19 protein-coding genes are annotated in these 19,507 nt (G+C 47.7%); 10 read left to right on the forward strand and 9 right to left on the reverse strand.

The annotated features are described in order from the left end of the window. The first annotated feature begins 105 nt into the window (after positions 1 to 105). The gene (locus OIK42_RS18645) at positions 106 to 555 is read left to right on the forward strand and encodes a hypothetical protein (protein WP_273642632.1); all 450 of its coding nucleotides are present in this window, start codon (positions 106 to 108) and stop codon (positions 553 to 555) included. Positions 556 to 652: 97 nt separating this feature from the next. On the opposite strand, the gene dxs is transcribed toward OIK42_RS18645, so the two are convergent. The 3 genes from dxs to xseB are packed head-to-tail and all read right to left on the reverse strand — an operon-like array spanning position 653 to position 3,685. After that, entirely contained in the window at positions 653 to 2,515 is a 1,863-nt protein-coding gene (gene dxs / locus OIK42_RS18650) for a 1-deoxy-D-xylulose-5-phosphate synthase (RefSeq protein WP_273642633.1), read from the reverse strand. Between the two features lie 29 nt (positions 2,516 to 2,544). After that, positions 2,545 to 3,435, reverse strand: coding sequence for a polyprenyl synthetase family protein (locus tag OIK42_RS18655; protein WP_273642634.1), 891 nt, complete (start codon positions 3,433 to 3,435; stop codon positions 2,545 to 2,547). Position 3,436: 1 nt separating this feature from the next. Continuing rightward, positions 3,437 to 3,685, reverse strand: coding sequence for an exodeoxyribonuclease VII small subunit (gene xseB / locus OIK42_RS18660; protein ID WP_374211882.1), 249 nt, complete (start codon positions 3,683 to 3,685; stop codon positions 3,437 to 3,439). A 336-nt stretch (positions 3,686 to 4,021) separates the two neighbouring features. Between xseB and pomA the strand changes: the two genes are divergently transcribed. Continuing rightward, positions 4,022 to 4,786 (forward strand): flagellar motor protein PomA, encoded by a 765-nt coding sequence (gene pomA, locus OIK42_RS18665; RefSeq protein ID WP_273642635.1) that lies wholly within the window; start codon positions 4,022 to 4,024, stop codon positions 4,784 to 4,786. Between the two features lie 3 nt (positions 4,787 to 4,789). Further along, complete coding sequence (locus tag OIK42_RS18670; protein ID WP_273642636.1) at positions 4,790 to 5,728, forward strand: flagellar motor protein MotB; 939 nt, start codon at positions 4,790 to 4,792, stop codon at positions 5,726 to 5,728. 19 nt (positions 5,729 to 5,747) lie between these two features. Here OIK42_RS18670 and OIK42_RS18675 read toward each other — a convergent pair whose 3' ends face one another. The 5 genes from OIK42_RS18675 to OIK42_RS18695 are packed head-to-tail and all read right to left on the reverse strand — an operon-like array spanning position 5,748 to position 10,212. Continuing rightward, positions 5,748 to 7,013, reverse strand: a complete 1,266-nt coding sequence (locus tag OIK42_RS18675) for an SAM-dependent methyltransferase (RefSeq protein WP_273642637.1) — start codon at positions 7,011 to 7,013, stop codon at positions 5,748 to 5,750. A 3-nt stretch (positions 7,014 to 7,016) separates the two neighbouring features. Then, on the reverse strand, positions 7,017 to 7,754 hold the full coding sequence (locus OIK42_RS18680; protein ID WP_273642638.1) for a DUF1365 domain-containing protein: 738 nt from the start codon (positions 7,752 to 7,754) through the stop codon (positions 7,017 to 7,019). Further along, positions 7,754 to 9,025: an NAD(P)/FAD-dependent oxidoreductase gene (locus tag OIK42_RS18685; protein ID WP_273642639.1), complete on the reverse strand. Its 1,272-nt coding sequence runs from the start codon at positions 9,023 to 9,025 to the stop codon at positions 7,754 to 7,756. The genes OIK42_RS18680 and OIK42_RS18685 overlap by 1 nt, the downstream gene beginning before the upstream one ends. Before the next feature lie 24 nt (positions 9,026 to 9,049). Continuing rightward, complete coding sequence (locus OIK42_RS18690; RefSeq protein ID WP_273642640.1) at positions 9,050 to 9,760, reverse strand: SDR family NAD(P)-dependent oxidoreductase; 711 nt, start codon at positions 9,758 to 9,760, stop codon at positions 9,050 to 9,052. After that, complete coding sequence (locus OIK42_RS18695; RefSeq protein ID WP_273642642.1) at positions 9,757 to 10,212, reverse strand: nuclear transport factor 2 family protein; 456 nt, start codon at positions 10,210 to 10,212, stop codon at positions 9,757 to 9,759. Before OIK42_RS18695 ends, OIK42_RS18690 begins: the two co-directional genes overlap by 4 nt. Before the next feature lie 159 nt (positions 10,213 to 10,371). Between OIK42_RS18695 and OIK42_RS18700 the strand changes: the two genes are divergently transcribed. The 4 genes from OIK42_RS18700 (at position 10,372) to OIK42_RS18715 (ending at position 14,980) form a co-directional block, all read left to right on the forward strand. Further along, positions 10,372 to 10,947 carry an LON peptidase substrate-binding domain-containing protein gene (locus OIK42_RS18700; RefSeq protein WP_273642643.1) on the forward strand — a complete coding sequence of 192 codons (576 nt, stop codon included), beginning with the start codon at positions 10,372 to 10,374 and terminating at the stop codon, positions 10,945 to 10,947. A gap of 75 nt (positions 10,948 to 11,022) precedes the next feature. After that, positions 11,023 to 11,634, forward strand: coding sequence for a sigma-70 family RNA polymerase sigma factor (locus tag OIK42_RS18705; protein ID WP_273642644.1), 612 nt, complete (start codon positions 11,023 to 11,025; stop codon positions 11,632 to 11,634). Continuing rightward, positions 11,627 to 12,322, forward strand: coding sequence for a ChrR family anti-sigma-E factor (locus tag OIK42_RS18710; RefSeq protein WP_273642645.1), 696 nt, complete (start codon positions 11,627 to 11,629; stop codon positions 12,320 to 12,322). The genes OIK42_RS18705 and OIK42_RS18710 overlap by 8 nt, the downstream gene beginning before the upstream one ends. Before the next feature lie 225 nt (positions 12,323 to 12,547). Beyond that, positions 12,548 to 14,980, forward strand: coding sequence for a GGDEF and EAL domain-containing protein (locus OIK42_RS18715; protein ID WP_273642646.1), 2,433 nt, complete (start codon positions 12,548 to 12,550; stop codon positions 14,978 to 14,980). Between the two features lie 42 nt (positions 14,981 to 15,022). Here OIK42_RS18715 and OIK42_RS18720 read toward each other — a convergent pair whose 3' ends face one another. Beyond that, positions 15,023 to 15,787, reverse strand: a complete 765-nt coding sequence (locus OIK42_RS18720) for an outer membrane protein assembly factor BamD (RefSeq protein WP_273642647.1) — start codon at positions 15,785 to 15,787, stop codon at positions 15,023 to 15,025. Between the two features lie 172 nt (positions 15,788 to 15,959). Between OIK42_RS18720 and rluD the strand changes: the two genes are divergently transcribed. From rluD to OIK42_RS18735, 3 genes are all read left to right on the forward strand, one after another. Then, on the forward strand, positions 15,960 to 16,943 hold the full coding sequence (rluD, locus tag OIK42_RS18725; protein WP_273642648.1) for a 23S rRNA pseudouridine(1911/1915/1917) synthase RluD: 984 nt from the start codon (positions 15,960 to 15,962) through the stop codon (positions 16,941 to 16,943). Continuing rightward, the gene (pgeF, locus tag OIK42_RS18730) at positions 16,933 to 17,661 is read left to right on the forward strand and encodes a peptidoglycan editing factor PgeF (RefSeq protein ID WP_273642649.1); all 729 of its coding nucleotides are present in this window, start codon (positions 16,933 to 16,935) and stop codon (positions 17,659 to 17,661) included. Before rluD ends, pgeF begins: the two co-directional genes overlap by 11 nt. Before the next feature lie 101 nt (positions 17,662 to 17,762). Next, positions 17,763 to 19,379, forward strand: a complete 1,617-nt coding sequence (locus OIK42_RS18735) for a M28 family metallopeptidase (protein ID WP_273642650.1) — start codon at positions 17,763 to 17,765, stop codon at positions 19,377 to 19,379. Positions 19,380 to 19,507: the final 128 nt, after the last annotated feature.

The raw sequence follows: 19,507 nt of genomic DNA on the forward strand, positions 1-19,507 counted from the left end.
GCGTAGTAAGCAACATAAGCTAAATCGTTATGTGAAAGTTGACCGACCAAACGTTGGTTTCGATACATTCATCCATCTGATTTATTGTTTAGACCCAGGGGCGCTATGCAGAATTTAACCTTTACCCGGAAATTGGATTACGTTGCCCATGGAGCCATGGTGGCTATTGTGGCGGTTGCCTTGTGGGGTTGGCAGGCGTATCCGCAAAATATTGACGAAAACTTTGGCAAACTGGCGCCGGCGATGATGGTCTGGCCGCTCGTTATTGTGTATCAGGCCTGGTTACTTTATGGGTTTGCACGGTCACCTGAACAGGTCAGTATTGACGCTGACAATCAGCAGTTAAAGATCAATGGCGAGGACTTCTACCCCCTTGAACAACTCGATATGCTGAAGGTGAGCTATATGGGGTATCGCTACAAAGTTAAAATCGTACAAAGTGGCAAAACCGTATTCAAAACCGGCCATTGCTATACCACGCTGACAGACAAGGAAGAAGTTGAAAACTGGGTTCGCCATCGTCTCAAAGGCGCTTTTCACGCCTGGAACAAATAACGGTGTGGATAGGTCAATAAGCGCCTGAACAGGCCGCTGGCTGAGTACGGGTACTAATGCTAAACATTAAACCCGTACGCAGCCCTGCAAAGTGAGATTACGAGGTAAACTGCTTGACGCAGCTGATGATGCCTTCGCTGTCCAGACCCAGTTCAGCGTACATTTCTTCCTGAGTGCCTTGCAGGATAAACTCATCCGGCAGGCCCAGTTGTTTTAAGCGAACGGACAGTTGATGCTGCAGGATATATTCACCTACTGCACTGCCTGCACCGCCCATAATGCAACCGTCTTCAAGAGTCACAAAATAGTCATGGTCGACAGCTAACTTAGCAAGTATGGCGGTATCCAGTGGCTTAACAAATCGCATGTCAACTAAGGTAGCGTTGAGTTCCTCAGCGGCCTTTTCGGCAAAAGGCAGCAATGTACCAAAGTTGAGAATAGCGACCCGCTCACCACTGCGCAGAGTGCGACTCTGACCAAGCATGATTTCGCTCATAGCAGTATCTGGTACTACGCCTTTACCGGCGCCGCGCGGGTATCTGACCGCCGCCGGAGCATTGGCTTTATGGCCGGTGTATAACATTTGTCGGCATTCGTTTTCATCAGACGGTGTCATTATGATCATATTGGGTATACAACGCAGGAACGCTATATCAAAGGCGCCCTGGTGTGTGGGGCCGTCGGCGCCAACAATGCCAGCGCGGTCAATAGCAAATAATACCGGCAGGTTTTGTAAGGCAACATCGTGAATAAGCTGATCGTAAGCCCGCTGCAAAAAGGTCGAGTAAATCGCCACGACCGCATTTAAACCTTCTTTGGCCATACCGGCGGCAAGGGTAACAGCGTGCTGCTCGGCAATAGCCACATCAAAATACTGCTGCGGGTACTGCTGAGAAAACCCGACCATTCCGGAGCCTTCCCGCATCGCCGGAGTAATCGCCATAAGCTTGGGGTCAACTTTGGCCATATCACACAGCCAGTTGCCAAAAATAGCTGAAAAGGTTGGATTGGATGCCTTGGCTTTGGGTAAGGCCTGATCGGCAGGGTTAAACTTAGGCACCGCGTGAAACTTGATCGGATCTTTCTCGGCTTCAGGGTAACCTTTACCTTTGCGGGTAACCACATGCAATAGCTGCGGTCCCTTAAAACGGCGCATATTACGCAGTGTGTCCACGACACCATTGACATCATGGCCGTCAATCGGACCAATATAGTTAAAGCCAAGTTCTTCAAAAATGGTGCCCGGTACTACCATACCTTTGATATGTTCTTCGGCGCGGCTGGCGAACTCTTTGATGGGCGGTACATTACTTAACAGTTTTTTGCCGCCATCCCGGATGCTGTTAAACAGGTTGCCAGTTAATAAGCGGGCAAGGTGACTGTTCAGGGCGCCGACATTTTCCGAAATCGACATTTCGTTGTCGTTTAAAATCACCACGAGATCTTTGCTGATATCACCCGCGTGATTAAGCGCTTCAAAGGCCATTCCAGCGGTCATGGCTCCATCACCAATAACGGCGACGACTTTGCGGCCCCTGGCTTCTTTTTCTGCAGCAATAGCCATGCCCAGCGCGGCGCTGATGGACGTAGACGAGTGGCCCACAGCAAAGGTATCAAAGTCGCTCTCGGCAGGCCAAGGGAATGGGTGGAGACCGTTTTTTTTGCGAATCGTTGACATTTTTCCGGCCCGGCCAGTGAGTATCTTATGCGGGTAGGCCTGATGGCCGACATCCCAGATAAGCCGGTCGAACGGGGTATTATAGATATAGTGCAGGGCAACCGTTAACTCGACCGTGCCGAGACCCGAGGCAAAATGCCCGCTGCTTTGACTCACACAGGTTAACAGGTACTGGCGGAGTTCATCGGCTAGCGTGCGGAGTTTTTCCTGCGGTAACTGGCGTAACGCCTCGGGCGTGCCGGCTAAAGCCAGTGTAGGGTAGTGCGCTAAATCTAAAGTCATGCTGTTATTATTCTGATGCGTTGAGCTGGTCAATGATTACGGCTGACCATTAAATCCGTAAAAGCAATTAAGTACTGGGTATTGTAGGGCAAACCGTGCAAGGCTTGAAGCGCCTCGTGATGTAATTTTGCTAACTCCTGTTTAGCCCCTTCCAGGCCTAACAATGAGGGAAACGTATTTTTGCCCTGTGCCACGTCTGAGCCGTTAGGTTTACCAAGGGTTTCTGTCGAGGCAGTAATATCTAAAATATCATCCTGAACCTGAAATGCCAGCCCAATCGTTTGCGCGAACTGACACAGTGCACGCTGGTGTGTGGTGGTAATATCCGGTGACACCAGACAAATCATCTCGACACACGCGGTCAGTAATGCGCCTGTTTTTAGTTGATGAAGCTGTTTTAATTCGGCAACCCCGATAGCGTCTCCGGTAGTCGCCAAATCAATAGCCTGACCACCGCACATGCCCTGATAGCCCGCCGCTCTGGCTAATGTAGCGACGAGGCGGGCGCGATGTTGATTAGCATAGTCACTCATGGGGTGTTCACACAAGAGTGTGAAAGCCTGAGTTTGCAAGGCATCACCTGCCAGTATTGCGGTCGCTTCATCAAACGCAATATGGCATGTGGGCTTGCCACGACGCAGTTCATCGTCGTCCATGGCAGGCAGATCGTCATGGACCAGAGAGTACGCATGAATACACTCAATGGCCATGCTGATAGTGCGTTGGTCAGTTTCCGGGATGTCGAGCATATTACCGGTTAAGTGCACGAGCAGCGGACGCATACGCTTTCCGCCGTTGGTGAGCGAATACAACATCGCTTGCTTTAATCTGGTGGCGGTGTCGGGTAGCTGATTGATAGCTTGCTCAAGCTCGGTATCGATACGCCGCTTAATATGCTCGTGCAATGACGCTAATTGCATGCTAGTCCTCTTGCGCAGCAGAAAAATCCTGTAACTGGCTGTCGCCGTTTTGTTCAGTCAGGATTTTGACCTTTTGTTCGGCATCGACAAGGGCTTTTTGACTCAGCCGTGAAAGCTCAATACCGCGTTCAAATTTTTTCAGCGCGTCATGAAGCGGCAGATCACCCTGTTCCATTTCTGTCACAATGGCTTCTAACTCGCTAATGGTTTGTTCAAATGACTGACTGGGTGGGGCGGATTTTTCGCTCACGATTCCCTCTTAGTGTCTCTGGCTGCGTAAAGATGGCACATTAACTGAGGGTTGCGCGGGGGTCAAATGGTTTACTCCCGGCAGGGTAAATTTAGATGACGCGCAGGCTGGCGTGCCGCTTAGGTTATCGGTGATGATGAAATGGTAGTAATATCAGTATAGAAAAAAAATAAACTGCCGATAAAATGGCAGACAGAGTTAAACATAATGATTGTTATAGCCTAACCTTACCAGTACAGTTCACCGCACGTGTGTCTGTATTATGTGTATAGAGTAGCTATAGTTAAACCATGAATTCAGTTACGCCCTGAATAAATGACGAAATGAGGGAATCAAGTGGATTTAGCAACCCTGGTAGGTATGTTAGGCGGCATCGGCTTTATTGTCATGGCGATGATCCTCGGCGGGGATCTCAGCATGTTCGTCGATGTGCCGTCAGTACTAATTGTGTTCTGTGGCAGTCTTTTCGTTGTTATGTCGCAATTTACCCTTGGCCAGTTTTTTGGTGCCGGTAAAATTGCCGGCAAAGCGTTTATGTTCAAAATAGACGTGCCCGAAGATCTCATCGAAAAAGTCGTTGAAATGGCCGATGCCGCCCGTAAAGGCGGATTTTTGGCCCTTGAAGAGGCTGAAATTGGTAACCCTTTTATGCAGAAAGGGGTGGATATGCTGGTCGATGGTCATGATATTGAAGTCGTGCGCGAAACACTGGCAAAAGATATTTCAATGACTACCGAGCGGCATGAGTTTGGTGTTTCTATTTTTAAAGGGCTTGGTGACGTAGCGCCTGCCATGGGCATGATTGGAACATTAATTGGCTTGGTGGCGATGCTGTCAAACATGGACGATCCTAAAGCGATTGGACCGGCGATGGCGGTAGCGTTGTTGACCACACTTTATGGTGCGTTCCTGGCCAACGTAATTTGCTTGCCTATTGCCGCAAAATTAAGTAATCGCTTAAACGAAGAAAAGCTCAATCAGTCGTTAATTCTTGATGGCATTGTCGGTATTGCCGATGGACAGAACCCGCGGGTTATAGAAGGTATTCTTAAAAACTATCTGGCGGCCAGTAAACGCGGTGCAGCCGGCGAGGAAGAGTAGTTTATGGCGCGGCAGGAAGAGTGTCCCAAATGTCCTCCTGAAGGACTGCCCGCCTGGATGGGCACCTTTGCTGATCTGATGTCACTGCTGATGTGCTTTTTTGTGTTGCTGTTAGCCTTCTCTGAAATGGATGTGCTTAAGTTTAAACAAATTGCCGGCTCCATGAAGTTTGCCTTTGGGGTGCAAAATAAGATAGAAGTGAAAGACATTCCTAAAGGCACCAGTGTGATCGCGATGGAATTTCGCCCCGGGCGGCCAGACCCTACCCCCATCGATACGATTCAGCAGCAAACGATTGATATGACCCAGCAGATGCTGGAGTTTCAGGCCGGCGATGAAGACTCTGCCGGTGGCCGTCAAAAGCAGCGTGGCACCCAACGAGGCGGTCAGTCGCAACAAACAGCCACCGAGCAGGCCGCGTCGCCTCAACAAAGTGCAGCGGAAGAGCAAGTCGCTGAAATGATGAAAAAAGTTGCCCAACAGCTGCAAAAACAAATACTCGATGGTTCGATTGAAATGGAGTCTCTGGGTCAACAAATTACCATTCGGATTAAAGAAAATGGTTCGTTTTCCGCGGGTTCTGCTTTTTTACAGCCACAGTTTCGGCCGGTTATTCGTCAGATAGGGGAAATATTAGCGGATATGCCCGGCAAAATAGAAATATCCGGGCACAGCGATCAACAGCAGATTTCCAACGAGTTGTATCGCTCCAACTGGGATTTGTCATCGCAGCGTGCAGTGGCCGTCGCCGAGGAGCTTCGCATGGCTCAGGGGTTCGACGAAGGGCGTATGTCAGTGGTCGGTAAAGCCGCTACCGATCCGCTGATCGAAAATCCGGAAACGGCCGATGACAGGGCCCGAAACCGTCGGGTTGAGATTAATATCAACCAGGGTGAGCCGATTCGTTCCAAACCCATATCGGTGCTGGAGCAGGACGCATAGATAACACAGCATCTAAACCTTACCCGCTGACCTGGCGGGTAAGGTTATTCACATAGCGCGGCTTGCTCAGAACCAGTTGTACAGTGCTAATGGTGCGCTCTAAAAATCCACCTTCACAATACTTCAGATAATACTCCCACATACGGGCAAAACGTTCATCATAGCCGTTTGCCTCGAGCTCCTCGCGGGCGTTGGTAAAGGCGATAAACCAATCCCGTAAGGTTTTGGCGTAGTCCAGTCCAATATCCTGTAGATCCCGGATTGAGAAATCACTGGCTTGTTTGATGTGTTGGTTAAGCACCAGTTGCGACGGCAGGAAACCACCAGGAAAAATGTGCTTCTGGATAAAATCGACACCTTTATGGTAACTGTCGTAGCGCCGATCATCGATGGTAATTGATTGCAGCAGCATTAAACCGTCGGCCGTGAGCAGGCTCGCGCATTTATTAAAAAACTGGTTCAGGTAGCGTTTACCCACGGCTTCAATCATTTCAATGGACACCAACTTGGTGTATTGGCCCTCGAGCAAACGGTAATCTTTCTTTAATAAGGTCACCTGGTTTTCCAGGCCCTCACGTTTCACCCATTCTGTGGCGTAAGCATACTGCTCTTCTGAAATTGTCGTGGTAGTCACCTTGCAGCCGAAATGCTTGGCTGCGTGGATAGCCAGACCGCCCCAGCCAGTGCCAATTTCCACTAAGTGGTCATCCGGGGTGAGTTGCAGTTTATGACAAATAGTATGCAACTTATGGTATTGCGCCTCAGCCAGGCTGGCGTGCGGGTCGGGATAAATGGCCGAGGAATACATCATGCTTTTATCCAGAAAACGGCTATACAGGTTATTACCCAGGTCGTAATGTGCTGCGATATTCTTTTTGGCCTGATCCTGAGTGTTGCTGCGCATCACATGCTGGATCTTGTCCATCGGAAACGATAACCAGCTAAAACGATTTTCCCATTTATCGAGAGTCTGCAAATTTCGTGCAAAAATACGAATCACATTCGTCAACTCCGGGCTCGACCAGAGTCCATCGGTATAGGTTTCACCTGATGCAACGCTACCGCCGAGCAAGAGCTTTTTATAGGCTTTAGGCGAGTGTATATTGACCTCGGCATGGAGATCGCTTGCATGATTGCCGCACTGGGCGACTAACTCACCATTTTCTTTTATTACCAGATAACCTTCTGGTAATGCCTGCATTAAACGAATAAAGATTTGGCGGCTGCAACGTTCAATGTAAGAGAACGATAATGGCTGTGCGATGGATGATTCAGTATTGGCCATGATTTATTCCTGACTATTTATCGGATGTGAATAAACTGGCGTGCGTTTTAGCCATAAGCGCAGCGCTTGCCAGTAGATTCCGATGACAGTTCTTAGTGTCATATTAGGGATTGATTTAATTACGCTGCTGAGCGACTTTGAGTTTAAAGGTTTTTGTTCTAAGTGCATCAGCGCGGTGAAATGTTTATTGCCTTTGTAACAGCTCAAGCCCACAGAGAAGGTTGGTGCAGGCGGCTGAATGTGCCATTTATACACCATATCAATGGGATTAAACGGCGACACATGAAATGCTTTTGGTGTGTTAGCCTGGCTGGCTAAATTAACCAAGTAATGATGACGTTCATTCCAAGGCGTGTTACTGACTTCTGCGAGCATGTAGGTAAATACGCCGGTTTGTTTGTCGCGTAGAAAATACAGATTTACCGGGCTGAAATAAAAACCGAAGTGACGCGCCTGCCCAACCAGAAAAACATCCCCGTTGAGCGTGGCACCATCGTCGTTTAAGTCATTCATTGTTAACAGCACTGACTGTTTAAGCGGTATTGACGGATCGCCCAGGTAGTCACTACGGCGAAACTCAAAGGCGGCTCTGCCGGTGTTTGAAAACCCTTTGACTGTGCGCGCCAGGTGATTTACTTCGTCCAGATTTAAGCACATCATGGCAATGTCATAGTCAAAGGCGTGCTGTGTAGGGCGAAATCGCTCGTGGACAACTTTACCAGTGCAGAGTGTGCTTTCCACTACAGTGACGCTCCAAATCGCTGACATACATCGAGGGCAGAGCGCACACCATCTTCGTGAAAACCGTTGTACCAGTATGCACCGCAAAAATGCAGGTGCGCTTTACCACATATCTCAGAGCGTTGTTGCTGGGCATTCACCATCGAGGGGCTGAACTGAGGGTGGGCATAACGATAGGTGCCCAGTACCTTTTCAGCTGCAATGTCCGGCGTATTCAGACTAACGCAATAGGTAGTATCAGATGACAGACACTGCAGTATATTCATGTCATAGGTTACTGCTGCCGGTCGTTTCTGCTCCATGGGATCTCCGGTTAAGCGATAATTCCAGCTGGCCCAGGCCAGTTTTCGCTTGGGTAGTTGTTGGGTGTCATGATGAAGCACCACATCATTCTCTGCATAGCCTATCGCACCTAATATACGCGATTGGGCCTCATTTGGATGCGCCAGCATGGCTAAAGCCTGATCGCTGTGGCAGGCAAAAATGACCTCATCAAAGGTTTCCTGGTTGCCATTGTAGTCTGTTACAACAACGCCGTGACCGTCACTTTCGTTGTGGGCAACCTGCCGGACCGGCGTATTCAGCCGGATATGCTGTTCGAAGGGTTTAACCATTTTGCGCACATATTCTCTGGAACCGCCTTTAATCGTAAACCACTGCGGCCGGTCATTGATATTCAGTAAGCCATGGTTATTGAAAAACTGCAAAAAGAAAGTAAGCGGAAAGGCTTTTGTTTGTTCCAGGCTGGCCGACCAAATCGCTGCACACATAGGATAAATGTAGTGTTCGCTGAATTCGTCGCTAAACTGATGCTCGGCAATAAATGAAGATAAGGTCTCGTTGCTGGTATCCGTATCGCTGTCGAGTACTTCTTTGCACAATGAGTTAAAACGCACGATATCTTTAACAATTTTCCAAAAACGGGGACGAAACAAATTGCGTCTTTGGGCAAACAGCGTATTCAGATTATGGCCGTTATACTCAATATTTGAACCAAGGTGACGAACTGAAAAGCTCATTTGTGTTGGTTGATACTCAACACCCAGTGCAGTGAGCAATTTAATAAAGTTAGGATACGTCCAGTCGTTAAACACGATAAAACCGGTATCAATAGCGGCTTGTTGGTTATTAACCGTGACATCTTTGGTGGCCGTATGACCGCCTATGTAGTCATTGGCTTCATAAACAGTAATTGCATGGTCTTTGTTGAGAAGATAAGCGCAGGTCAGGCCGGATATACCGGAGCCGATAATGGCAATTTTTTTAGTCATACTGCAAACCTGTGAGTCCTGTTGTTATTGTAATTTTGACGATAGCCAAACCTGCATACGCCCCGGTAAACGCGAAAGTGAACGCAGTATGAGGCCAAATACGGTTGGAAAATAAATAGTACTATGCTGTTTTTCTATGCCTTTCAAAAGTGCTTTCGCCGCTTCAGGCGCAGTAATTTTCATCGGCATTTCAAAGTCATTTTTATCGGTTAACGGTGTTTCCACAAAACCGGGTGACACTGATTGCACAATTACATTGCGCTCTTTTAAATCAATTTTCATACTTTCGGTAAAGTAGCGAACCGCCGCTTTGCTCGCACCGTAAGCCTGACTGCGCGTGAACGGCAGCAGGCGTGCCATTGAATCGATGATCACTATCTGGCAACCGGCCTTAGCAGAGGGTAATAAGCCTTTAATACAATTTACGATACCAAAAAAGTTCACTTCGAAAACGCGCCGAAACATATCTGGTTCGAAATCGGGCAAGTCAACGTATTCGCAAGTGCCGGCATTTAACACCGCTATGTCAAAATGAATGTCGTTCAGCGCGGCGGTTACCGAATCAATGTCGGTGACATCAAATTGTAGCGTCGTAATATTACTGCGCTGGTCCAGTTCATTCAGCTTGTCACTGTTTCTGCCGCACGCAATGACCTGATAACCCTGTGCTGCCGCGTGGTTGGCAAGTGCTTCGCCGATCCCTGATGTTGCTCCGGTTATAAGCATGGTTTTCATGATAATAGCTTCTTTTTGATGAATTTAATGATGTGTTTTAACAGCGGAATATGTTCGTATACCATTTCGCCCAAATCATAATAATCCCGGTGATAGAGAATTTTATCGTCGACGACTTTCAATAGGGTAACGCCTGCCAGCTCAATCCAGTTAGGTTTACCGGATAGTTTGAGCTTCATTGTCCACTCCAGAACATCGCTGCAATCCATTGCGGAGCTGGCATTTTGATGGGAATCATTACTGGCTATGTTATGCCAGTTATTGATTTCAAACTGGCATGACTCGGTAGCGTCAAGCAGACCTTTAAAGTATGTATTAACCGCTGTGAGACCGTGATGTGTTGTTACCGGATCAATAAATACAACGTCCTGATGATATATTGATGCTAAATCTTCGATGTCGATCTGCGCCAAATCCCGATATAAGTTAACAAACTGTTCCTTAAACGACACGGTGGTGATTCCAATGGTTGTAATTGTCAATAATACCCACACTATCAGCGGATAGATCATCTTCTATATGTAATTTTGCCTGGTAAGATCCAAAGCCGATGTTGAGGCGTATCTTTGTCATCGTCCAATGAACTCACTTACTGTTAATGAAAATCTATTATGCGTAAAGCTCATATACCATTATTCCCGCTTTCTGCTCATTTACTACCGGGTGGGCACATGGCGCTGCGAATTTTCGAGCCAAGGTATGTACGTATGGTTAAGGAAGCCTGCGCCGGCGACGGTCGTTTCGTGCTTTGTATGCTCAATAGTCGTGGCGAACAAGAGAGTAACCAACATATCTTTGATATTGGCACGATGTGTAAGATTGTCGACTTTGATCTGCTTGAGGATGGTTTGTTAGGTATCAAAGTTGAGGGTCAGTATTGTGTACGCGTGGCAAACATCAAGACAGAAAGTGATGGACTGCGAGTGGGAGAATACGAGCAGATCTCTGACTGGGCCACTAATATAGATGACTCGGCCATTGAGCCTTTACGGGAAAAGCTGGAGGTTATTTACTCGCGGTACCCGGAGATTGCCAAGCTGTATCCGGAATTAAAATTTTCAGAACCACTTTGGGTCATTTACCGATGGTTGGAGTTGCTGCCGGTGGACGCTGAAAATAAACAAGCTTTTCTTAGTGAGCAAAATTGCGACAAGGTGTTAAACTATATAAATAACCTGGTTCGATAATTTTATCTTTTTTTTGATCCAAAGCCGTTTTAGGTGCGTAACAAATGGACACGGAATAAAATCGGACAAAAAAATATGCTTGTTGGAATCCCTTTGGAACACGAGAACAGTGCGATAGAACCGAAAGAATGTGCGACCGAAATGTCGGATTACTTAGTGAAAGTAGCCGAGGACCGCTGCAAGGCATCATTTTCCAGAGTATTTGGTTTTTTTGCGCCTCGATTGCGCTCGTATGCACTGAAGCAGTTAGGTAACGAAGCGCTGGCCATGGAGCTGGTGCAAGACACTATGTCAAATGTATGGCAAAAAGCGCATCTTTTTAATTCCGAGAAAGGTTCCCCGTCGACATGGATTTTCACTATCGCGCGAAACATCCGTTTCGACATGTTGCGCAAAGTGCAAAACAGAAAAGAAGATATTTGTGCAGACGATTTGTGGCCGGTGTTGTGTGAACAAACGCCAGATGCTAACGAAAAGTCACTCGATGAACAGGTAACGCTTGAGCAAATTGGGCATCTTTTTGACTCACTGCCCGACAAGCAGAAAGTCGTAATAGAGTCTATTTATATAGACGGTAAGTCTCAACAAGAAATAGCTGATGATTTGGATATTCCGCTCGGTACTGTAAAATCGCGGACCAGATTAGCCCTTCAGCGCCTTAAAGGTATGTTAAGCGATCATGATTAAGTTTCATCCTAAACCGGAGCTCCTTGAGCAGTTTGTATCGGGTACGTTGTCTCCTGCTGAATCGTTAATGGTATCTGCGCACTGCGATATGTGTCAGTACTGTCAGGGGCAGGTTGAGGCACAAACCGAGGAGTTTGCTGCGCAGCAGTTAGAGCTGGAAGCGGTTAGCGACAGCTATGACCCGCAGTTCGACCTGATGCTGGCGAATATTACTCAGCAACCTGTTGCAGAAACGGTGTATTCAAATGGTCGGCGCTCACGCACGAGTGAGCAGCCGGGTTCTTCCATAGAGCTTGATGGCAGAAAATTTGAACTGCCGAAAACGCTGCACAGACTGGTACAAAAACGCGGAAACTGGTCGTCGCTCGTGGGCAAATTATGGCAGGCGCCAGTGGAGTTAGGTTACGACGGCGTGGCTAACTTTATTTATATGGGTCAGGGCGGTTCAGTTCCTGAGCACACCCATCGCGGCTCTGAGATGACACTGGTAATTAACGGTGAGTTCTCGGATGGCATGAACGATTATGACACGGGCGACTTCATTTACCTAAATGGTGAACACACGCACGCGCCGCACTCCAGTTCACACGAAGGATGTTTAGTATTCAGCATTGTTGATCAGCCCCTTCACTTTACGTCTGGTATTGCCAGATTACTGAATCCTTTCAGCCATCTCTTCTTTAGATAGGATATAACGAGTCCGGTTAACGAATCCCTACCGGGCTCGTTGTGTTAAAGCCGCTGTTGTTATAGCCATAGAGTTTTGCGCTGCTCCAATCAGATACCTCCGCACATTAGCATCATTGTATAGCTTGGTGAAAATTGCTCCCCGGCATGGTTATATTGAATTTCCCTTGCTATGCTGGAACGATCCTGTTCTCAACGCTAAATACAGATGGTTACGCAGCTCATAGTGCAGTTTGGTATTTACTGCTTGTTCCCTCTTATCCTTACCTTCGAAAAAAATCCGCAAACCCGTCGCGTTTCTTTTTATGTTTACATTAGCCTGGTGTTGTTAATGGGCGGCTTCCTGGGCGCCGTTTATCATGCCAACCTGCCTGGCGAGGTCTATATTTCCGGCGGAACACTTGCTTATGGTGGTTTCATCATGGCGGGAGTATTAATGGCATTCATTGAGAATGATGCGTTTATATTACGAAATATCATCCGTCTGGTGGCCATGGTGGGGGTTTTCAAAGTCGCCTTGTTTACCAGTATCGCTCAAACACTGGTCTCATCTGAGGTGGGTAATCCATTAAATACACCGGCAGCGTTATTCGAAATATCAATTCCGCTCATTGCTATTGGCGCGGTGCTGATCATTATTGAGTTGTACACGCTATTTTTTATGTTTGACCGGTTGAAGTCACGCCTGTCCAATTATGCTCTGCTAAGCGCGGCATACTCTTTGTGTTTTGTTTTCGTCATTATTGCTGATGGCGTATTGTTTCCCTTGCTGGCCCTGGATATGAGCGGTGAGGTGTTCACGCTTATTATCGGTAATCTGAGTGGTAAAGTGGTTATTGCTTTATCCTTTGGGTTGTTTTTGTTTTGTTTCATGCTCACAAATAAAACCAGAATGAAAAAAGCCTTGTCAGACCCTCTTGTTGATTGGCGTTTGTTACTTTCCAGTAGCAGTAAAATAGTTGCTACGCTGGAATCAAACGAGCAGCAATTACGCCAGGCAAAAACCGTATTTGAACAAAGCCGCGAAGGCATTGCGGTGCTAAACAAACACTATTGTATCATTAACACCAACAAGGCGTTTCAAACCCTTTTTAATGAACAACAACCTAGCGATTTACATAATCAGAATCTGCTCGATTTGTTTGAGCTGCATGCCCGGCAAGACGCTATCGACGAGCATTTGAAGAAGAGCAGTAGCTGGACAGATGAAGTGGCGTGGCGCGACAACGATAAGCTTCAATACGGCTTGCTAACCCTGGTAGTGGTTGAAAATCGACACCAAGGGCTGACGACTTATACTGCAACATTAACCAATATCTCAGAATTGGTGGAGGCACGAGAGGAACTTCGTCACCTTGCACACCACGATGTGCTGACAAACTTGCCAAATCGTCGTGCACTTCAGATTGAACTGGAATCCGCCCAAAGCTCACTGCGCAACGACGCCACGATTTATGCGTTGTTACTGATAGATTTGGATAACTTTAAGCAGATTAACGACAGCCTTGGTCATTCAATCGGTGATAAGCTGTTAATTCAGATCAGCCGCCGCCTGTCACCTGTATTGCCACCCCAAGCCCGTCTTTTTCGGATCGGTGGAGACGAATTCTCGTTATTTTATAAACAGCCGGCCGAAGCAGCCTCGGTGATACAACTGGCCAATGCGATTCGGTTACAACTGAGTTATCCGTATGATATCGGCTCCTCTGTACCTGTCTACATTGATTGTTGTATCGGTATAAGCTGGTATCCAAATCACGCCCAATCCCTCGCAGAGCTTTATCAACAGGCCGATACCGCTCTGTATTGGGCTAAAGGGTTAGGCAAGGGCACAGTAAAAGTTTATCAGTCAGTAATGACGGAATCGCGGTTATCCACACTGACCATGGAAAGCGCATTACGGGATGCCATTAAAGCCGGGCAAATAAAGGCCTACTTACAGCCAAAGGTGGACATCAGGCACGGTCGGGTGGTGGGCGCCGAAGTCCTCGCCAGATGGATAATGCCCGATGGGCAAAGCATTTCCCCTGACATATTTATTGCGCTGGCTGAAGATACCGGACTCATTGAGCCGCTCACCCAAAGTATTATGCTAAGTGCCTGTGAGGCGTTACAGCAAATAAAACCACTGGTTACCAGTTCGTTTAAATTGGCGGTGAATATCTCCGCCCGTCAGCTAATTAACGATAATTTATGTGCAGACTTAAAAGCGATCATTGATGGGAGTAATTTGTCGGCGAATCACTTTGAACTGGAGCTCACCGAAACGGCGCTGATTGATGTTAATTTAGGAACCCTGGCAACTTTTAAGCTCGCGGGATTTACCCTTGCACTGGACGATTTTGGCACCGGCTATTCGTCATTGTCATACCTGAATAAACTACCTGTCGACACGTTAAAAATTGATAAAAGCTTTATCACCAGTATTCCTGGCGAGCCGTCGAGCTGTAATCTAACCCGCAGCATCATTAAAATTGCCGACGACCTGGGCTGTGATGTTGTTGCCGAAGGTGTTGAAACGGCGCAGCAGCTGCAGTTTTTGGTCGATGAGAAGTGCGCTTATGCGCAGGGCTTTTTATACAGTAAACCCTTGCCGATAACTGAATTTGTCGATTATTTACGAGCCAATCAGCAGCGCAATAAAAAGGGCAGTCAATGACTGCCCTGCGTGGTTCAACGGTTACTGTATGGCTTACCTGATTCAACCAATAAATTCACTGTTCGGATAATTTAACTTAAGTGTTTTCATGGCATTGTCACGCAGCTCTTGCAAATCTAACTGATCATAACTTTCCACCATAATCTCCAGTGCCTGCTGTACCTGGTTTGAATCAGGGTAATGTTCAAGTATATAGCGGCCACGATTGGCGGCGGCAATAAAAGCTTTGCGACGCATGTAGAAACGGGCTATTGAAATTTCATAGCTAGCCAGACGATTTTTAATAAATACCATGCGCTGGCGCGCATCCGCGGCATACTTACTGTCAGGAAATTGCTGAATAAGTCGTCTGAAATCGTCAAACGCCTGTTTCGACTTACTGGGGTCGCGGTCGGTATTGTCGATCCCCACCAACTCCTGAAACAAATTGTTGTCGGCTTCCATGTTGGTCAGTCCGCGCATGTAAAAGGCATAATCGACATCGGAATGATTAGGGTTTAAGCGGATGAAGCGATCAATTGTTGCCAGGGTTTGATCGACTTTAGCTGATTTGTAATAACTGTAAATAAGATCCAACTGAACCTGATGTGACAAGGGGCCGAACGGAAAACGCGAGTCAAGTGCACTCAACGTATCGGCAGCAGCGGCAAAATTACCATTCGCCATGCTTTCTCGTGCTCTGTCATACAGTGCTTGTGCGCCTAAGTTAGCGTTAATCACTTCTTCTTCTTTGTCTGACGATGAGCACCCGGCCAGTGTCAAAATGAGGCCGATAATCAGCGGTGCAAAGCAACGGTTTATTTTCATAGTACTACTAATTCCTGGTACATATTTAAATTTACTGCAGAGCATTACAGTATGTATTGGGGTATTTTAACGTACTCTTAAACGCAAACACCACATAAACTCCAAAAGAAAACGTCCACAGTCTGCAAACCTGTTATAATCTGCCTTTTGTGTTCTCTCTCTTTAGGCGGTTATGGTACAACAAAGTTCACAGGTTTCATTGGCAGCACAAACTGACTACCAACATTTCGGACTCAGGTTAGATCAGGTTGTTGCCGATTTGTTCCCTGAATATTCTCGTTCAAAGCTAAAAGAATGGATTCTGGGCGGTAATGTAACGGTTAATGGCGAAGTGTGCAAAGTTCCTCGTCAAAAAATGACCGGTGATGAGTCGATAGCCGTTGAAGCTGAGATAACTCAGCAGGTTGCTCATAGTGCCCAGGACATCGAGCTGGATATCGTATTCGAAGATGAACATATCCTGATCATCAATAAGCCTGCCGATTTGGTTGTCCACCCAGGCGCCGGCAATCGCGACGGCACGCTGCTCAATGCCTTACTGGCTCATGTTCCTGATATCGACAAGGTACCAAGAGCCGGTATCGTTCATCGCTTAGACAAAGACACCACCGGATTAATGGTAGTGGCTAAAACCATTCCCGCGCAGACCCATCTGGTCGAGCAGTTGCAATCGCGGGTAATGAGCAGAGAATATGAAGCGTTAGCCCTGGGAACCATGGTTGCCGGTGGTGTCGTGGACGCACCAATTGGTCGTCATCAGACCAAACGGACTCACATGGCGGTGCGGGAACAGGGTAAACCGGCCGTGACGCATTACCGGGTAATTGAGAAGTTTCGTGCCCATACTCACTTAAGGCTGAAACTTGAGACCGGCCGGACCCACCAAATTCGTGTTCATATGGCCCATATAAAACACCCACTGGTCGGCGACCCTGCTTACGGTGGACGCTGGCGATTGCCAAAAGGTGCGAGCGAGGAGTTTGCGGATATGCTGCGCTCGTTCAGACGACAGGCACTGCACGCTGCGCAGTTATCGCTTTATCATCCGGAATCCGAGGAGTGGCTATCCTGGCAAGCACCTCTGCCCGAGGATATGGTAGAACTCATTGAAGCGACCCGCGCTGATACGCAGCAGTATGGGCTCGATGAACTTTGAGTTACCGACAGTGGTGCCGCAATGGCCGGCACCACCCAATGTAGTAGCCTACTGCACTACCCGTGATGGGGGAGTGAGTCAGGGGCCCTACCAATCGCTGAACCTTGGCTTTCATGTTCACGACGATCCTGCTGCGGTAACACAAAACCGCAAACGTCTGCCGCACGCCGATAAGCTTCGGTGGCTGGAGCAGATCCATGGTCATGATGTTATCGTCTTACCGAGTACACAGCACACCGCAGATGCCGCGATTAGCCGCACGCCTGAACATTATTGTGCAGTGATGACAGCAGATTGCATACCGCTATTATTGTGCAATAAACAGGGCACGGAGGTGGCAGCGGTGCATGCCGGCTGGCAGGGCTTAAAGGTGAAGATCATCGAGCATACGCTGGCCAGGCTAAGCGCTGATGCGCAAGATGTTTATGCTTGGATAGGACCGGCAATCTGTCAGCAGTGCTACGAAGTGTCGCACCAGGTTGCACAGTATTTTAGTCAGTATCCAGGCGTACTAACGCGTTCGGCCAGCGCCGACAAGTACCTGCTAAACTTACCGCTGGTGGCCGAGTATCAACTTCTGGCCGCGGGCGTTAAAAACATTGTGCAATCCGGGCTATGTACGTACCAGGATGCGCGTTTTTTCTCTCATCGTCAGGCTTCTCACCACCATTGCCAACAGACAGGTCGACAGGTCAGTGTTATCGGCCTCCTCGGCTAACGCCTTATATTTCTGTACAGCTACCAAACTGTCACATAGTATTTATGCCGTACTGAGCAGTTTGCTCTAATGATTGTAACTAGCTAAACAAGGAGATGTTTGTGAACAAACGTCTGAGTTCGTGTTTTTGGGTTTTTTCTCTGTTGTGTGTTGTATCCGGAGCAGTCAGTGCTGCGTCACCGGAACGGTTTAAAGGCCACATGATGTTGCTGGCCGATGATCTATTGGCCGGTCGTGATACCGGAAGTCTCGGGCATGATTTCGCATCGCTGTATATTGCCAGTGAGTTACAAAAAATGGGGGTATCACCCGGCGGTGATAACGGCACTTATTATCAGGTTGTTCCGTTTAAGCAGTCCACGCTGGATATGCAGTCACCCCGGTTAGTGGTGTCTAACGGTAACGAATCCGTTGAATTTGAGTTTATGCAAAACATGCTGATGAGTGCCGACATCAATAGTGAGTCCTCCAGCGTTACCGCAGAACTGGTGTTTATGGGCTTTGGTATTGACGCGCCTTACCTTAATTACACCGATTACGAAGGTGTTGATCTGAACGGCAAGATTGCGGTGATTTTGTCTGATCGCCCGCATGACTTCCCCAGTGAAGAAGGCTCGCATTATCGCCGCCTCATCTCCGAAAGCCTGGTGGAGCATGGCGCTGTCGGCGTCATCGTGGTCAGTACGCCGGTTTCTGAGTCGGTTTCGCCCTTTGAAAAGCGCAAGCTTTACGTTAAAACGCCAAGCACACGCTGGCTGACCAAAGAAGGCAGTGTCTTTAATGGTTTTCCGCAAATCAAGGGTAGTGCTACCCTGAGTATTGAGGCTGGCAAAACATTGTTTGACATGGCGGGCATTGATCTGGAAGCCATTTTTGAAAAAGTTGAAAACAATGAGCCGTTAACGTCCAGGCCGCTCGGCTTAACAGCCACGATTGAAAAGCAATCTGTGTTAAGTGAAACCACCAGTCCTAATGTGATTGGCATCATTGAAGGCTCTGATCCGCAGTTAAAGGATGAGTACATTATTCTGACCGCCCATTCCGATCACATTGGTGTGAGTCAGAATTCCGTATTAAAAGACAAAATCAATAACGGTGCCATGGACAACGCCAGTGGCGTATCAACCCTGCTCGAAATTGCCCACGAGTTTCATCACGCCGACAGTAAACCCAAACGTTCTATTATATTTGCGTTTGTTACCGGTGAAGAAAAAGGCCTGCTGGGCTCAGAATATTATGCGAACTATCCAACTGTTCCGATTGAAAAGATTGTTGCCAATGTCAATTTGGATATGCCCATTTTAACTTACCGCACCAATGAGATTATTGCGTTTGGGGCAACGCACAGCTCGCTGGAAAGCTCGGTAAGTGAGACCTTGTTAAAAAACGAGATGAAACTGATTGACGATCCGATGCCAGAGCAAGCCATTTTTGTGCGCAGTGATCAGTACAGTTTTGTGAAGCAGGGCGTTCCGGCTGTCTTTTTAGTCCCCAGTCTGGCTGCAGACGTGAAGGATGCGCTTGGCGTATCGCCGCAAACCTTCCTGGCCAAACATTATCATATGCCATCTGATGATCTGAATTTACCTATCGACTATGACTGGGCGGCGCAGTTTGTTGAAATTAACTACGCTATTGCCCGAGATTTGGCCAATACGCCAATAACACCAAGCTGGAATGAAGACAGCTTTTTCTCCACCCTCGGCGCTAATAAATAGTACGCGATAGGAAATGACGTCAACGGCGCCAACTGTTTACAGTGGCGCCTTTTTTGTATTGGTCCGTCAGTGGCTAAGTCCGGCTAATGAAGCAACTACCTGAAAATGTTGATCTGCAACAATAGAGC

This window comes from Alteromonas gilva, from assembly GCF_028595265.1.
Classification (GTDB): Bacteria; Pseudomonadota; Gammaproteobacteria; order Enterobacterales; family Alteromonadaceae; genus Alteromonas; species Alteromonas gilva.

Excerpts from the sequence above, each read along its gene's own strand:
- OIK42_RS18645 (WP_273642632.1), top strand. The coding sequence starts at position 106 with ATGCAGAATTTAACCTTTACCCGGAAATTGGATTACGTTGCCCATGGA.
- dxs (WP_273642633.1), bottom strand. The coding sequence starts at position 2,515 with ATGACTTTAGATTTAGCGCACTACCCTACACTGGCTTTAGCCGGCACG.
- OIK42_RS18655 (WP_273642634.1), bottom strand. The coding sequence starts at position 3,435 with ATGCAATTAGCGTCATTGCACGAGCATATTAAGCGGCGTATCGATACC.
- OIK42_RS18670 (WP_273642636.1), top strand. The coding sequence starts at position 4,790 with ATGGCGCGGCAGGAAGAGTGTCCCAAATGTCCTCCTGAAGGACTGCCC.
- OIK42_RS18675 (WP_273642637.1), bottom strand. The coding sequence starts at position 7,013 with ATGGCCAATACTGAATCATCCATCGCACAGCCATTATCGTTCTCTTAC.
- OIK42_RS18685 (WP_273642639.1), bottom strand. The coding sequence starts at position 9,025 with ATGACTAAAAAAATTGCCATTATCGGCTCCGGTATATCCGGCCTGACC.
- OIK42_RS18690 (WP_273642640.1), bottom strand. The coding sequence starts at position 9,760 with ATGAAAACCATGCTTATAACCGGAGCAACATCAGGGATCGGCGAAGCA.
- OIK42_RS18700 (WP_273642643.1), top strand. The coding sequence starts at position 10,372 with ATGCGTAAAGCTCATATACCATTATTCCCGCTTTCTGCTCATTTACTA.
- OIK42_RS18705 (WP_273642644.1), top strand. The coding sequence starts at position 11,023 with ATGCTTGTTGGAATCCCTTTGGAACACGAGAACAGTGCGATAGAACCG.
- OIK42_RS18710 (WP_273642645.1), top strand. The coding sequence starts at position 11,627 with ATGATTAAGTTTCATCCTAAACCGGAGCTCCTTGAGCAGTTTGTATCG.
- OIK42_RS18720 (WP_273642647.1), bottom strand. The coding sequence starts at position 15,787 with ATGAAAATAAACCGTTGCTTTGCACCGCTGATTATCGGCCTCATTTTG.
- rluD (WP_273642648.1), top strand. The coding sequence starts at position 15,960 with ATGGTACAACAAAGTTCACAGGTTTCATTGGCAGCACAAACTGACTAC.
- pgeF (WP_273642649.1), top strand. The coding sequence starts at position 16,933 with ATGAACTTTGAGTTACCGACAGTGGTGCCGCAATGGCCGGCACCACCC.